The sequence below is a fragment of the Blastopirellula sp. SH421 genome (assembly GCF_057808535.1).
This window is the reverse complement of sequence record NZ_CM173712.1, coordinates 4,874,989-4,890,059: the sequence shown is the minus strand read 5'-3', so window position 1 is coordinate 4,890,059 and position 15,071 is coordinate 4,874,989. Positions and strand designations below refer to the sequence as shown.

Below are 15,071 nucleotides of genomic sequence, written 5' to 3'. Positions count from 1 at the left end.
CACTTTGCGTCGCTACTTTGAAAATCGAACTTTCATCAGCCGGCCACGATCTTCTTTGGTAAGCAAGATTTCATCGTCGTCGCGAAGTTGACGAAACTGCTTGCGCGGCACTGGACTACCTGACGGAGAGACGAGTGAATCGAGTCCAACATTCCCCAGTAGCCATTGGCCTTGATGTTGGCGAATCGTCGCCAACATGGTCTTGTCCGAAAGTTCATTCAAACGGCGGTTTTGATAAATGTGCCATTCATGCAAAGGACGTTTGTCCCAGCATACCAGAACATGCGACTCGGAACGAAATTGTCCAGTTCTCGGTGCGTAGTAAAAATCAAGCAGCGGCAATTGATAGGGAAGGGTAGTACCGCACCAAGGGCAGCGCGGTTTCTCCCCCTCGATATAGACAAACCATTTCTCTGGACAACTGGAATTCGCGCAGGGAATCATCAAGTCCAAGGTTTTTCCAAAAGCTTCTTCCCACTCGAATGCCGACGGTCGGGCACTCGGTTCATGAAGTCCATCCACGAAGGCCTTGAGAAATACTTTACTCAAATAGGGTCCGAGTCGATCGAGTGCATGCTCCATCTTGGGCCAATCTTTGCCCTTGTGCCAATGATTGGAATCATCGTGGGGGTTTTCGATGAAAAGCGCCTTTTCACCCATCGAAAGCAGCGTGTCTTCTTCGGTTGAGACAACCGAGTTCACTTTCGGCCCTTCTAGTGGGTGACGCCGCAGCAGGTACTGGTAGAACAGCACCGCCATCGCATGCTGATCCGTGCGAGTTGACGGCAAGACTCTGAGCTTTTCTCCATGATCCATTGTTCGCAGCACTTCAGGAGCGATATATCCAGGCGTTCCCAAAACCTCTGCATCAAACTTACCCGGCACAACCAAAGCGTCGACATCAATCACGGCGCATCGACGATTGGGGGGATCCACCAACACGTTTTTTGGGGATAGGTCCGAGTGGGCTAACCCAGCTGCATGCATACGTCTGACCGCCTGGGCCATCAGCATGCACATCTGCACGTAATTCACCCAGTTGCCAAGATGCTCGTTTCCAAGCATCTTGCGCAGCTTCGGTTTGCAGAACCACGTGCCTTCTTTTTCTTTGCCCTTGAATCTTCCTGAAGCAAAAAAGAAGTTCGAAGAGTAGGTGGGAGCCAAGACGCCCAGTTTGGGTTGAATAATGATGCCGGTTGGCCAGCAGAACAAGTTTTTAAAATAGTCACCGGTTGTGCTGTGGGTTGTGGGATTATAGTCCCCCAAAATTGCTTGTAATCGCTGCATGCGATGTGGATCGCTCGACGCACTTTCATCTTTAAAAAAGCAGACGACAGAAGTTTTGTCAGCCGTGAAATAGACTCGCTTCATTCCACCTTCGCCGATTTGGGTCGGAATGTATTCGATGCGGCGTCCATCCGAGAGAATGGCGACTTCGTTTTTCACGCAAGCCTCCGGTGCAACAGGACGAGTGTCCGGTCATCGAAGGAACCCCGTTTTTCATACAGCAGCCACTGAGTCAGCCCCGTTCCGAGCTCGATGTCCGTCGCTGACCTTTCCAGCAATCCATGCAGTACTCCAGTGACGGGCTCCCCTTCGCTGGATACAAAGCCTTCGACTTCAATTGGATCGCCGCAAAATAGTTGTACGAGGCGTTTTTCCTCGGGAAAAAAGTCGTCGCTCACTCCATCCGACATTACCCCAATGCAACCGATCTGCCGCTTCACCGTGAATTTGACTCGACTGGCGAACTCGCGCTCGATTCCAGGCGTGGTCAAAAAACGCGTTTCGCTCGAATATTCGCCATGGTCCGCATCTCCCAGAACCGTGCAGTCCAAATCGCCGGCTTCGGACTTGTAGAGGACGCCGATCGCTCCGTCACCGATTTGAAGGGCCGCAACGATTTCGTGGTCGCCCCATTTCGTGTGTAACATCACCAGCAGGGTCGCGTACATGTCGCGAACGGTGATTTGACGCTGCTCGACTTCACGCAGCACACTCTCTTGCGCGATGCGGGCGGCATCGACCAAAAAGCTACGCATCCGCGTCAGGTCGCCGTTCAGCTTTTCCATATCGCCCGGCGGCGCGGTTAAACCATAATCTGTCAGTGTTGTTTTCAGGCTTCTGATCGCCACATCACAAGCGATTTGCGCAGCGACACGGGAGAGCCGAGAGGAGCCTGCTCCATCCGAAACGGCGACAATCGTCCACTTGCCGCACTCGGCGAACCCAAATGCATCGTCGCGAAATGTCCCTTTGTGGGCGTGTGACTTGCCGCGCACACTGGCGGCGATCACCTTCCAATCGTTCGCGGCGCCCACTTCGTGCTTTTCATTCGGCACGAAATCGAGATCGTCGCTAGGCGGGTCGATGTTTAACCATTGCGGCTTGACTGGAGTGAGCGGCGGCGGATCTGGTTGCGGCGTTTCTTCCTGTTTCGGGTTTTGGACGACTTCGTCGAGAGCAACATCCGACTCGGAAGATGTGTCGCTGGTCGCATGCGCATCTGTTTGGTCGGTGGAAGTAGGGACGTTGACTGGCAGCAGCTCGGCCATGAATTTGTGCTTGTCGTAGAGCTTCTGCCAGCGACGTTCTGCTTCTTGCGAGTCAGCAATCAACTCATTTTTGAAGCAGGGATTCAGGATTTCTTGGCTGAGTTCTGCGACGATAATCTTGTTGTTCAAATCAAATCCCCACTGCTTCTGAAGTGCGGAAAAGCCGAGCGAGTTGATCATTTTCAAAACGTTCGCAGCGTTCAACTCAGGCCTTGCGCCAGATTGTGCGTTTTCGCCAGACGTCGGTTGTGGATCCATCTATAAATATTCTCCAAGGCCGCACCGGCGACCAACTGGTTATGGCATCAAATTAATGCCGTCGCCCGCAGGCAGATTGGCCACATAGTTTTCCTGGGCTTGCGGATGAGCCCCTAGCGATTTGCTAGTACTGGCCACTGCTTGCGTCACCCATTGCATGAAGTTAATCAGCGTTCCGGGATTCGTATCCTTGAGGTGAATTACCGTATCACTCAGTACTCGAAGCGTTTCATCTTTGATGTCAGGACCTGCGCCGCAGACAATTAGTGACGCGAGATCGGCCAGGCGAAATTGTCCCGCCGTCTCTTGCCAGCGGTCGGTCGGTTCGCCGTCGGTGAAGAGAAAGGCCATAGGACGAAAATCCCCTTTCTGCTCCGGAGTAGTCTTCCGGACTTCGGCATCGATGCATTCGATCAAAACTTCGATTGCTTCCCCCAGCGCCGTCGCACCCTGCGGCTCAAAATCTGGCGGGCGGAACTCAGTCACTTCCATCAGCGGTACGCGTTGCTCGGCGACGCTCGCAAAAGAGATAACACTCACCCATACAGTGTCGATCGCTTGAGGATCGCTGTTCAAAGCGCTGACAAATCCTTGCAACCCCGTCTTAATCGCTTCGATCGGCTCGCCGACCATTGACCCCGAGCAATCGATCAGCAGATAAACAGGAAGCCGCCGCGATACGGGCATCGCAGAACCGACCATACGTCCTTGTCCTTTCTGATCCGAGTCAAATGAAATTGCCGATTTATGATGCGACCCCGCATTCTTTGCAAAATGCGAATGAGCTCATCATCCAGAAGTGCGCAAAACTTGCTACGGCACAATGACGATTCCTTCATCGGGAGTCGGCATCTTCACGGGGGCGTCGCCGTGCGCAGAAACGCTGGCGCTGGTGACGGACACCGATGCGGTAACCCAACGGAAAAAGGCCTGCAGCGTTCCCGGCGAAGTATCAGTTAGCTTGACGACAATCTCCGTTGCTCGCTTCAGCGAATTCTCATCGGCTCCTGAACCTGCGGCGCACGCGATGATGTTGCCGGGACGTTTTTTCTTCAGTTCATCCGCCGCACTTTCCCAATTGTCGGTTGCGATTCCGTCGGTCATCAGAAAGACGAGCGGCTTGAAGTCTCCCTTTTGTTCTGCACTGGTCTTTTTCACTTCGCGTTCGATGCATTCCAGCAACAATCGAATCGCGGCGCCCATGGATGTGGCGCCGCTGGCCTGCAACGTGGGCTCATGAAATTGATCAATGGGAGTCAACGGAACCACTTGTTTTGCGTCCGTCTCAAAGGTGATAACGCTGAGCCAGACAGTTTCGAGAGCCTGCGGATCGCTTTGCAAATCGGAACGTAAAAGCGAAAGGCCCTGTCGCACCGCTTCGATTGGCTCACCGAACATGGAGCCAGAACAATCCAACAGCAAATAAACCGGCAGGCGTCGCAGCCCTGGGCTGACTTCGGTCATGAAAAAATCCTTGTGAGAATCAGAAAAACTGGCCGCAGGCAATTCTTGCAAATGAGGACGCACAACGCCGCCTCATCGCGATGGGACACGAGCTATCCTTCAGCGCCGCTAATGTCAAATCCTCCATTGGCTTGCCCCACGGCGCCTGAAGACTTGCACTTGGGGCAAGTGATGACCGCATTGGGATCAATCGGACAGCACGATAGCGTCCCGCAATCACACATCACTGCAACCGGATTCGAGCAATACGGACAGGGAGGAACTCCACTTAGCTGAGACGTGTTGACCGATTGCGATGGCTCGCCCGACCACTCTTCCACAGCTTCTAACTTGTGAGCAGCAGCCGCATCATAGATATGGCTATGTTCTTCCCGGATAAATCGCATCAAATAGGGCTGTCGCGTTCGTACACACCAGGAGTAAAGAAAAACTTGGCGAGGCCGTGGATCACGAAATCCGCTTGATTGCGGCGCCAATTCCATCACGTCACTCGGAATACTCGGCATGGACATCGGCTTTCCTTCGCCGCCACGCTCCAAGGCGACGCTTGTGCTTTGCACCGATGCGGTCAGCCATACGAACATTTTTCGCCAACCTTCTGGCGTCATGTTTTTCAGATTGATCACAATGTCGGTAAAGCTGCGCAGGACGTCGGTATCCACATCAGGACCACAGCCGATTGCATAGATATTTGCCAGGCTTGGCTTGGTTGTCCGCAGCTTTGCAGCCGCAGCTTGGTACTCGTCGGTCGGCTGACCGTCCGTGAAAAGAAAGACAATTGGTCGGTAGTCTCCCTTTTGTGTCGCGGACGTCTTCCGCACCTCTTTTGCGATCGAATCGGCTAGCAGCCGCAGCGCATTTCCCATCGCGGTGCCCGGGCGGACGGTAAGCTTGGGAGGCTGGAACTGCACTAATTCAGTAAGCGGAATCTCTTGTTTGGCGTAGCGTGAAAAGGTAATAACGCTCAGCCACGCCGTTTCCAGCGCGCTGGGATCGCTCATCAATTCCGTCACCATCGCATTGATGCCGTGCTCCACTTGTTCGATTGCTTCGCCGGCCATCGACTCTGAACAATCTATCAGCAGATATACGGGTAGTCTGCGTAAGAACATAATAGCGCCTTGCGAAAAACGTTAATCGCGTTGAATCTTGTATAGGAGTTTAGCAGTCCGGTTTCGCGACTTCAAATTCAACCGCTCGTTTACAGAAAGTCGCTGGCATTTCTTGGCATGATCAGAGTTTGGGGATCTCGATCGTTTGCTTGATTCGCTTTCCGCCGGCCTCTAGCTCAAAAAAAGTGGAGTTGGCCGGCATGGTGAATGCGACCTTTGCAGGCAGCCCGTCGGAATACGATTTCACCTCGTTTCCAAAGCCATCGAATATTCGCCCGCTGGGCGCCACAATTTGATTTTCGCTTACCAGTTCGGCAAAAATCTCCATCATACTACGCATTTCTTTGGCGATCTTGTGATCCCAAATGTCAACATCGGTTCCTGAGTCGAGGTCGTCCAGTTCTTCCATCTGTTCGACATTGATGTCTTCGCCAATGCCGATCAAGACGCACTTCATGAAATTTCGCTGGCCTGCTTTCACCTGACGACAGATCTTGATCGTCTCTTGCTTCACTTCTTCGAGATCGTGGAGAGCGCCATCGGTCAAGAAAATATAGATGCCCATTTTGGCGTCGCGAAAACGTTCTTCAAAGTAGCGTAGAGCAGGGGCGAGTCGTGTTCCCTGTCCCATTTTGATTCGTTGGGGGCCGTTGAACTGAGCCGTTTCGCAATCTTCGGCGGTGAGATCACCGATCTCTTCCAAGCCGCCTCCATCGCCGCAGGCCCAATAGAGACAGGTCGTTCCACCATCGGCATCCAGTTCGGATGCAAGATAGGCCGTAACGCGACGGATGATCGGTTCGACGACATTTTTGGACCAAACGCAATTGCCTCGCCGTACCAGATCGGCCTGCGCTTCGTCGGAAAAAATGGGGAAGCGCTGGCCTTGATGTTCGACAATTTGCAGCCATCCTCTTTTCTCGTAGTCCGTCATTAATGCTCGATCGGGCCACTTCTTGGGCCCTTCCTCGAGTCCTCGACCGAAGACGTGAGACATCGATGCACTAGCGTCAATGGCCATGCCTGTCTGCCAGCCTTCGGATTCAGAGCCAGTTGGCTCCATCAGGATGGTGAAGTCAATTTCGGTAATCTCCTTGCCGACGCAAACATTGATCTCGCCAAACTCTTCAGCGACGATGCTGCTGGGAAGTTGGTGTTTCTTAGGCGCCGGCTCACTGCGGCCAAAAAGTCGATCCAAGAATCCCATGCTGTCCCTTAAACAAGGTCGTATGTGAGAACCTGCGTCAGTCGATAACCTTGGGCGGAAACACAGTCCACAGCTCAAGAAAAATTGTTAAAACACCACCGCCTGTTTGATTCTCTGCCCACCGACCTCAAGCTCAAAGTACTCACAATCCCCGGCCATCGAAAATGAGCCTTGAGCAGGGAGTCCGTCGGAGAAACGCTTCACTTCATTGCCCGCAGAGTCAAAAATGGCTGCGGTTGGAGCGACAATGCGATTCTCTCCAACCAGTTCAACGATGATTTCGCTCAGAGCACGCAGCTCGACGGCAACTTTATGATCCCATAAGTCGACTTCGACGCCGGTATCGAGATCATCGAGTTCCTTCATTTGAGCTTCGTCAATTTCATCACCAACGCCGATCAAAACCAATTTGACAAAACTCCGTTGTTTCGCCGCGATCTCTTGGGCAAGTTGAGTCGTATACTGTTTTACTTCGTTTAGATCATCGATTTTTCCGTCCGTGATGAATACATACATTCCGCGTTCGGCATCATCAAAGCGATCGATGAAGTACTTCATTGCCGGAACCAATCGCGTTCCATTTCCAAATTTCTCTTTTTGCGGGCCTTTCAATTCGAGTGTCTGGCACTGATCCGACGTGAAGTCGCCCAACACCTCGAATGCTCCGCCATCGCCACATGCCCAATAGACGACAGTCGTACCTCCATCAGCATCCAGCTCTGAAGCAAGATAAGCAATGAATTTGCGCGCCCATGGCTCTACGATGTTGTCCGACAGCTTCAGAAATCCTCGCTTCATCGCGTCTTTGTAGGCTTCAGGTAGTGCGACGCTTACCGTACGTCCATCCTGGTTGCGATTGACGATCAATCCTTTTTTTAGGTACTCGGCCGTCACATCATCAGGAATCTTCCCGACCAAGGCTCGTCCGTACCAATTCTTCATCGAAGCGCTGGCGTCCAACGCGACGCCAGTTTGCCATCCTTCAGCCATAGCGCCTTCGAGTTCCTGAATCCAGACGGTGAAGTCCACCTCACAGAGATCGCCGGTCCGTCGCACATAAACTTTTCCAAACTCCTTCGCAACGAGATTGCTCGGCACTTGAACTGCCTGGCTTCGAGCAGCTTGACCTTCGGAATCTGTCATCGTTTTCCCTTAGCCGCAATTGAATATTCTTGGAGGCGCAAAAAAAACTAGCGTCGTCGTTTAACCGCTAGGCGCCTGCTAACGCCTCGCTGATATCTTGAGTGACTTCGCCTTTGGGGGTGCTGACCTTAAAGCCTTTCGAGCCCGCTGGAAGCTTAAAGCGAAACTTGCCAGGCAGGCCGTCGCTGAAGCTCGAAACTTCGTTTCCTTTGTCATCAAGCACGCGACCATTGTCTGCGACGACAACCTCTTCGCTCATTAGCTCGCCAAAGACGACTCCCAAGATGTCATCCTCATCTTGCATATCCGCGGCTACGCCCGATGACCAAAGATCAATATCGCTGGCGAGCGCCGTTCCTTCAAACATGTCGTCGAATCGCTCAAGTTGACCAACATCCACTTCTTCGCCGATGCCGATCAAGACGAGCTTCAAAGAGTGCTTGCGCCGATGTCCGGCTTCCACTTGCTGCTTCAGTCCCTCACCTAGCTGTAAGCAGTAGCTGATGCAATCTTGTTCGTCTTCAATGATGCCGTCCGTGATGATTACTCCCATCACCCAGTCGGCTTGTGCAAAGTCGTTGTCAACGATTGACTTGATTACAGGAAGCAGTTTGGTCCCCTTACCCCAGTTTCGTTTGGGCCCGCTGATATTAGCCTTCTGGCAACCAGCGGCGTCGAAGGACCCGATGGCTTCGGTCTCTTCACCAAGTCCCATCGCCCAATACATCATCGAAACTTTGCCGTCTTTGGTTGTGTCAGCGAGGATCTCACCAATCTTTCGCGCAACGGCCTGAACATAGTTAGGGCTTCCTCCGCCAAAAGGTCCCGAATCGCCATAGGCGGCTTTAATAGAGCGCGAAGCGTCTAGCGCCAATACGGCGCGAGAACTACCTTCACCCGCGAGCAAGTCAGGATCCGGCATAAAACAAGTTTCCACGTCGACGGACCCGTCAGACTGCGGAAAGACATTCACTGTCGCCAACGGTTTATTGGGGGATTTGACCTTCGGCATTTTGCCTCTCCGAATCAGGCGCAGAATAGAAGAATTGAGAAAAAATCCGAGTCGTTTGCACGTCAAGAGGAAGTACGAAAAGCGTATCCTCGCCCCCCCCGAGAAGCAACCCCTTAGCGGTTTGCGAAGTGTACATTCTTCGAAAAAACTGATCCGCTTTACCGGGCGAAACCAATACACGTGCCAGGGCCGTTTACTGGGTGGAGTACTTTCGATTGCTGTACTATTTGCGCTGAAGGTCTAGTACTACATCGCTAGGTTGGTCGATGACGTCGAGTAGTGCGCCGTCATGCGGTGAGACGGGCCCCTGGACCGTCTTGCCGTTGCCGCGGCACTTTGGCCAATACGCTCGAATGATGGCGCGTTCGCGGTCTCTCACGAGTTCGTTGACGAAGCTATGAGCAGCGCCACGAGACGGATCGTAGCGGTCCCATCGCTTCAGAACGTGGAGGGTCAGTTCCTGCCGGTAGTCGTCGATGCCCGAGGGATCATGCAGTTTCTCCGACAACCGTCTGGCGCTTGTGTCACGCGATCAAAGCCAGGCGGCGCTTCGACACAAACGCCTTCGAGGTGAATCCGTAATGGTTCGCCCATCGCCACCAAGTCGGTTGAACTCCGCGCATCACCGACCACCACATCCAAAAACCGCGCTTCGCTATGACGAGAGAGCGCCTTCAACAGACCTTGCCGCGTCGCTGTGAAGTCAAGTTGCAACGCTTCCCACGTCATCGCATGGGCTGTCGCCGTCCACTCGATCACCGTCGCAACGCCCTCAAGACATGCTCTTCTCGCGAAGACGCGATGAGAGCATGGCGCCGAACGCCGTTGCGCAAATGGGCAAGCTTGAGCCGTAAGGCCTTTAATAGCAATGACTTACAGCAACATTCCAAGGCGATTCCGTAACGCGTTATGTGTAATAAGGTTACTGAGTCGATTGCGCAACGGCGTTCCATGGCACCCCGGCTGGTTGTTCTCGCTTCGTCGCCGAAGTCATCGGCATCGTATGACATGGGATCGTTTTCGGCGCCTTGCCGATAGATGGATCCCACGCCCAAGAATCCTGCACCCTCATTCCAACGAGCGCTTCTACGCCAAGCACCCAAAGTAGGAGCCGTATGCGGTAATTCCGCACGTACGGATCTGCGCGGGGGCCGCCCGGCAACGGGCGGTCCTACCGCAACCCGCTCACAAGCAAACCGTGAATTTACTTTTGGCACAGGACGCTATCGAACATCAGCTCGATAACCTTCGAACGAGACTTTGCGATCTGGCAATTCTTCGCTCGCGCTTGTGTGTTGGAGAAACAGATTTGTCGGTGTACGCCCAGATAACCACCAAACCTCACCATCCCCAAATACTGCAGCGACTCCATCAGGAGAATAGTCGCCAACTTGAGACCCATTGGTCAATTCTCGATACTGTAAAGAATCGTCCGCGAGGTACCAATTTGATGTGAAACTCATCGAACCGATGAGAAGCAATCGATTACGATTTCTTGATACGATCTCCACAGGCCAAACTCCGATAAACTTCCTCCGCGTATGTTCTAAGGAAGCTCCCGGTGTTGAGTTCGCAATAAGACGGGAAAATTGAGCACAATCCATTGCTTGACTGGAGTCAATCGCCTCCACGATTTCACTCGCTGGTCCGCCCTTCGGCTCGAACGTCGCCGCTAGTTCAATTTGCCAACCCAAAGAATCACCACACGGCGATTCGCCAAAAGAGAAACTAGGGAAGCGCCCACGTGTGTCGTAATAGAAATCAAGAAATGATGCGGCGTCACGACAGTCGATCATGACACGCCTGCGCTCCACCTCTGTCGCTGCATTTTTCAATTCCTTTTTAACCGACACGGCTACTGCCGAAACTATAATCGCCAAACTGATGAAGAGCGTTATCCACTTTAATCTTTTCACGATCTGCGTCACTCAAGACAAATATTATCAGGCGGACCATCGTAACCCTCGCCAATCGTGACTACGTAGTATATGACGTACACTGCCTTATTCCATTTCCAGGCTGAGCCTGCCCCAGCATGGGGGTCGTAGTGCTTGCCTCTGAACATGCTTGAGGCGTGATCCAAATGCGCCTCTGCCGCAACAATTACCGGCTTTCCCTGTCGCCCACCAATAACTCGAATGCTATCCGTCCCACCAAACCAAAGGTCACGACTTGGATCGTAATACTGAAAATCATATCGAGTCAAGCCGGTTGAAGTGTCAATGGAAATCGTGCCATCGCTGCGAATATGGATTGCTGGCTGGGTTGTTTCAGTAACTCGAGAACCCGGAAAAGCTGCGCTAATAATACCGAATTGCTCTCCAGGATGAGCTTTTTCTAGCTTGGCCTTGTTGATTTGCGCTTCCATAAACGTGGCATAACCGTACTTGCCGCGATTAAAGTATTGCATGACCTCGCCTCTGGATCGATTTACCCCAAGTCCGGTAATCCCGTAACATCCTTTTTCTACTTGATCGCCCCATGCGTTATCTCCCTTGATTGGGATAAAGCCATATGCATAAGACCATTTGCTGTGTGGGTACGATCCGTGGGCGATCAACGGAAACATCGAATAGTGGGCGCTGCCCCAGTCAAAGTAGACCTCTTTCCCATAGTTCTTAACAACTTGCCAGTGGTTTCCTTTGACTACTCGCACGTATACATCATCTGGAATTCCTGCCATCGATGGCGGCTTGTTGATATACTCGGTTTCGGGCCCTCCCCCCTGGACCGTCGGTGGCTTTACTATCTGAATAACTTCCAGTCCAAACGGGTCCTTTCCTATCAAGGCGCTGTTTCCCACATACCGAGCCAGATTCTCATCCCCCGCCGCAAACCCAATCGGGTCCTCGCTAATCCACCGTCCCAGATCCGCATCATAGTACCGTGCCCGGTTGTACTGCAGGTCGCTTTCTTTGTCTCGATCTCGCCCGGTGTAGGCGTAGATGTGGTCAATCGCGGCGTTGGTTTCGCTGACGATGTTGCCAAATGCATCGTAATCGATGCTGTTGGCGATTGTCACGTCTTTGGTGACCGCGTCGTAGTCGGCCAGGTGGCGGATGCTTCCTAGGTGGTCGGTCGCCGCCCACAGGACATCGCCGGCGATGGCGTCCTCGTCGGCGATGATCTGGTCGATGCTGGGGCCGTAGAGGTAGCGGTTGAGGATGGTTCCGTCCCCGTCCGTTCGGATGGCAATTTGCTGGCCGTCGTAGTAGTAACGTTCCTCGCTATCGCCGGCGTCGGCCAGGTCTCCGTCGCCGTTGGCGTCGATTTCTTTGGCGATTCGGCGGCCGAGGACGTCATACGCGTAGGCGACCGTCTTGAGCGTTGCGTCGAGCGAATCTTTCTCGGTGATGCCGATCAACCGGTTCCGATGATCCCACGAGTAAAGGAGATACGCGCCGGTGGCGATCTCGGTGCGGCGAATCCGGTTTCCTTCGGCGTCATACTGGTAATTGTAGACGCCGTTGGAGAGGATCTGGTTGTTCGGGCCGATAACATAGGCGCCGCTGATCCGATTGCCGTTTTCGTCATAGGTGAACGACTGATCGGCGCCGTCGCGATCGATGTCGGTCAGTTGATTCGTATCGTCGTAGGTGAAGTCCTGATCGCCAAAGACCAGGCTGTCCCACCCGGTCAGGCGATCGGCATAGTCGTATTGGTAAGAGTTCTGGTCGATCACCGACTGCCCGTCTCCATTGCCGATGATTGTGCCGGTGAGGGAAATCAGGAAAGAGGTCTCGTCCTCGTCGCTGGTGGTGAAAGAGAGCTGGCCGGAGTAGGATCCGGGGTAGATCGACGACAACTGAATCTGAATATTGGCCGATTGGCCCCTCCCCGTGCAGAACCCTCTTCGTGAAATTTCTCTGCTTATGAATTAACGGAAAGCGAAAGCTCGCAACAGGTTACGGATTCCGCGTCCTTTTCGGTCCCCCTCTGAGCGAACCGAACCCTTTACGGAATTATCAGGGGTTCGTCTCGGACCCCGAACCGAACCCTTTACGAACAGAGAACTTTTGCTACGACCCGACTAGACATTACGACCGGCGATCGAATCACGATGAAATGATTCGGGCGGGAATTTTGAACAGTACCGAGCCTGCTGCGGGGTGCAAAAAAGAAGATATCTCCAGCGTCATCAACGACTTCGGCATCTTAGCACGATGAAGTACATTTACCACAAATTGCTGCTCCTAATCGCCGGTTCGACCCAAAAAGAGCTGGCTGCTCAAATCCGATACCTGAAGGTCGAGAATGAGGTGCTGCGGTCCAAATTGCCCAGGCGAATCTCGGTCACCGCTCAAGAGAAGAGCCGGCTGATCAAGTTCGGCGCCAAGCTGGGCAAGGCCATTCATGAGGTGGTCTCCATTGTGGCGCCAAGTACAATGCTCCGCTGGATTCGCGAATCGAAGAAGCTAGGTGGCGTCAAACAAGTTCGAAAAGGCCGCCCACGAACCAAAGAGGAAATCCGCGAACTGATCATTCGGTTCGCGCGGGAAAACGACTGGGGCTACACCCGGATCATGGGAGAGCTCAAGAAGCTCGGTATCAAGCCGCCGTCACGCAACACGGTCAAAAACATCCTGAAAGAGAACGGGCTCGAGCCAGGACCGAAGCGCGGGGAAGGAACGTGGGACGAGTTCCTCAAGATGCATGCGGCGACGCTATGGCAATGCGATTTCTACGCCAAGCGGGTGCTGACGCTGAAGGGCTGGCGGGATCTGTATTTACTGATCTTTCTGAATGTCGAATCGCGTCAAGTCTACATCGCACCGTCGACGTTTCATCCCAATGAAGGGCGGGTGGTGGAGCAGGCCAAGGCATTTCAGAAGCACGCCAAGTCGGAAGGACTAGCTGTCGGAACGCTCATGCGGGATCGGGACACAAAATTCCAGCCTGCGTTCGATGCAGTCATTGAATCAGCGGATACTGAGGTGAAGGTGGGTGCGTTCCGCTCGCCCAATACTAATGCCTTTGTGGAGCGGTTTATCCAGACGATTCAGCAGGAATGTTTGGATCATTTTGTCGTGTTTGGCGAGCAGCACATGGACCATCTGGTGAATGAGTTCGTCGACTTCTATCACGAAGAGCGGCCGCATCAGGGGAAGGAAAATGAACTGCTGACTTCGATCGATGAGTCGCAGCCCGATGTCCTCGCGATCGGTTCCATCACCTGTCGCGAACGACTAGGCGGTGTGCTGAAACACTATCATCGCCCTGCGGCGTGAAGTTGCTCGCAACGTTTCATCCCTCTTCGACGATCAATCGCTAAATCTGGCCGCGCCATGCTGCGATCATCGTTACGCAATCGCACCGAGTCCTAGCGGGCGGCTGAAAGATCCGAGTGATGCGGGGCTCGGTCCGACACGTAATGGCGATCTCAAGAGATTTCACATCGGTCGAATACCGCGAATTTGCTTATTGCACAGGAAGGAAGCCGCGCCTGTCAAGTCCGGGCCACCTCAGCAGATCCACCCAATGCCAATAGGGTTCCGCCGCCTTCACCTTACCATCCTCTATTCTTGTTCGCGTTCGAAACAGCTTGAATTGAAGCAAACGGGGATTCCAGCAAACTCTTTCCGCAGTTTCTTCTTCTCCTCGTCGGACAATGAAGTCCCCAACAAGGAAACTACTTTCAGCTTCGAAAGTCGCTTCAGCGCGAGATAGTCATCATAAGCGAGTTGTTCAGCCCTTTGGGCCATCAGTTGTATCCGTTCAAGTTGCGGACAAGCTTTCGCAATTGCAACAAGATGTTCTTTCGACAATGGCGAATAAAGCGTTAGCTCTTTAAGTCCCGTCGATTTCTTCAGCTCAAGCAAGTCGCTGGGTTCAAGCTTTCCGCAACGGAACCGAAACGCGTTCAAGCCGGGCGCGTCGCCAATTAGAGCCAGCAAGCCATCCGCTTCGTCAAAGTGACGCCATACGTAAATCGAGTGAACTTCTTCAAGGTCTCTCAGGAAAATGTAGCGTGAGTTTTCAATTCCGCGATAATACTCCACGGAGAGCGAATTAATTGGGCCAACCTCTTTCAAGCGGGGCAACAATCTCGCATCAAACGGAGGATGAGCGCGGTCATCCGAGCCGATGATGACATTCAATCCAGTATCTGCGTTCCCGTACAAGCGAATGTTTGCGTCGTAAAACTCGCCATAAAGACTTGACGCAAACAACTTTTCCATGGTTGATTTCGCTTCACTCTGTTGCGCACAAGCTGTATTGACGAAACAAGCTGCGACGATCCACACGCTCCAAAGATCAATTCTCGCCATTTTCACACTCCGAACCACATTTGAACGTGACTATTAAAATATGCACCGCAA

The 15,071-nt window shown here is 53.0% G+C and carries 13 protein-coding genes; 1 reads left to right on the top strand and 12 read right to left on the bottom strand.

Annotated features, from left to right (window positions below):
- Positions 1-12: 12 nt before the first annotated feature.
- The 11 genes from SH421x_RS19805 to SH421x_RS19755 all read right to left on the bottom strand — a co-directional run bounded on the left by SH421x_RS19805 (position 13) and on the right by SH421x_RS19755 (position 12,556).
- The gene (locus SH421x_RS19805) at positions 13-1,446 is read right to left on the bottom strand and encodes a protein kinase domain-containing protein (RefSeq protein WP_488851744.1); all 1,434 of its coding nucleotides are present in this window, start codon (positions 1,444-1,446) and stop codon (positions 13-15) included.
- A complete protein-coding gene (locus SH421x_RS19800) occupies positions 1,443-2,813 on the bottom strand; it encodes a PP2C family serine/threonine-protein phosphatase (protein WP_488851742.1) in 1,371 nt (456 codons plus the stop codon). The genes SH421x_RS19805 and SH421x_RS19800 overlap by 4 nt, the downstream gene beginning before the upstream one ends.
- Positions 2,814-2,852: 39 nt before the next feature.
- The gene (locus SH421x_RS19795) at positions 2,853-3,515 is read right to left on the bottom strand and encodes a vWA domain-containing protein (RefSeq protein ID WP_488851740.1); all 663 of its coding nucleotides are present in this window, start codon (positions 3,513-3,515) and stop codon (positions 2,853-2,855) included.
- A gap of 111 nt (positions 3,516-3,626) precedes the next feature.
- Positions 3,627-4,277: a VWA domain-containing protein gene (locus SH421x_RS19790; protein ID WP_488851738.1), complete on the bottom strand. Its 651-nt coding sequence runs from the start codon at positions 4,275-4,277 to the stop codon at positions 3,627-3,629.
- A gap of 92 nt (positions 4,278-4,369) precedes the next feature.
- Positions 4,370-5,389: a TerY-C metal binding domain-containing protein gene (locus SH421x_RS19785; RefSeq protein ID WP_488851736.1), complete on the bottom strand. Its 1,020-nt coding sequence runs from the start codon at positions 5,387-5,389 to the stop codon at positions 4,370-4,372.
- A gap of 121 nt (positions 5,390-5,510) precedes the next feature.
- Positions 5,511-6,596 carry a vWA domain-containing protein gene (locus SH421x_RS19780; RefSeq protein WP_488851734.1) on the bottom strand — a complete coding sequence of 362 codons (1,086 nt, stop codon included), beginning with the start codon at positions 6,594-6,596 and terminating at the stop codon, positions 5,511-5,513.
- 87 nt (positions 6,597-6,683) lie between these two features.
- The gene (locus tag SH421x_RS19775; RefSeq protein ID WP_488851732.1) at positions 6,684-7,739 is read right to left on the bottom strand and encodes a vWA domain-containing protein; all 1,056 of its coding nucleotides are present in this window, start codon (positions 7,737-7,739) and stop codon (positions 6,684-6,686) included.
- Positions 7,740-7,806: 67 nt separating this feature from the next.
- A complete protein-coding gene (locus tag SH421x_RS19770) occupies positions 7,807-8,751 on the bottom strand; it encodes a hypothetical protein (RefSeq protein WP_488851730.1) in 945 nt (314 codons plus the stop codon).
- Positions 8,752-9,204: 453 nt separating this feature from the next.
- Positions 9,205-9,510: a hypothetical protein gene (locus SH421x_RS19765; RefSeq protein WP_488851728.1), complete on the bottom strand. Its 306-nt coding sequence runs from the start codon at positions 9,508-9,510 to the stop codon at positions 9,205-9,207.
- 464 nt (positions 9,511-9,974) lie between these two features.
- Positions 9,975-10,667 (bottom strand): hypothetical protein, encoded by a 693-nt coding sequence (locus SH421x_RS19760; RefSeq protein WP_488851726.1) that lies wholly within the window; start codon positions 10,665-10,667, stop codon positions 9,975-9,977.
- Between the two features lie 8 nt (positions 10,668-10,675).
- Positions 10,676-12,556, bottom strand: a complete 1,881-nt coding sequence (locus tag SH421x_RS19755; protein ID WP_488851724.1) for an RHS repeat domain-containing protein — start codon at positions 12,554-12,556, stop codon at positions 10,676-10,678.
- A 358-nt stretch (positions 12,557-12,914) separates the two neighbouring features.
- Between SH421x_RS19755 and SH421x_RS19750 the strand changes: the two genes are divergently transcribed.
- The gene (locus SH421x_RS19750) at positions 12,915-13,979 is read left to right on the top strand and encodes an integrase core domain-containing protein (RefSeq protein WP_488851722.1); all 1,065 of its coding nucleotides are present in this window, start codon (positions 12,915-12,917) and stop codon (positions 13,977-13,979) included.
- Between the two features lie 288 nt (positions 13,980-14,267).
- On the opposite strand, the gene SH421x_RS19745 is transcribed toward SH421x_RS19750, so the two are convergent.
- Positions 14,268-15,020 carry a hypothetical protein gene (locus tag SH421x_RS19745; protein ID WP_488851720.1) on the bottom strand — a complete coding sequence of 251 codons (753 nt, stop codon included), beginning with the start codon at positions 15,018-15,020 and terminating at the stop codon, positions 14,268-14,270.
- Between the last annotated feature and the right edge of the window lie 51 nt (positions 15,021-15,071).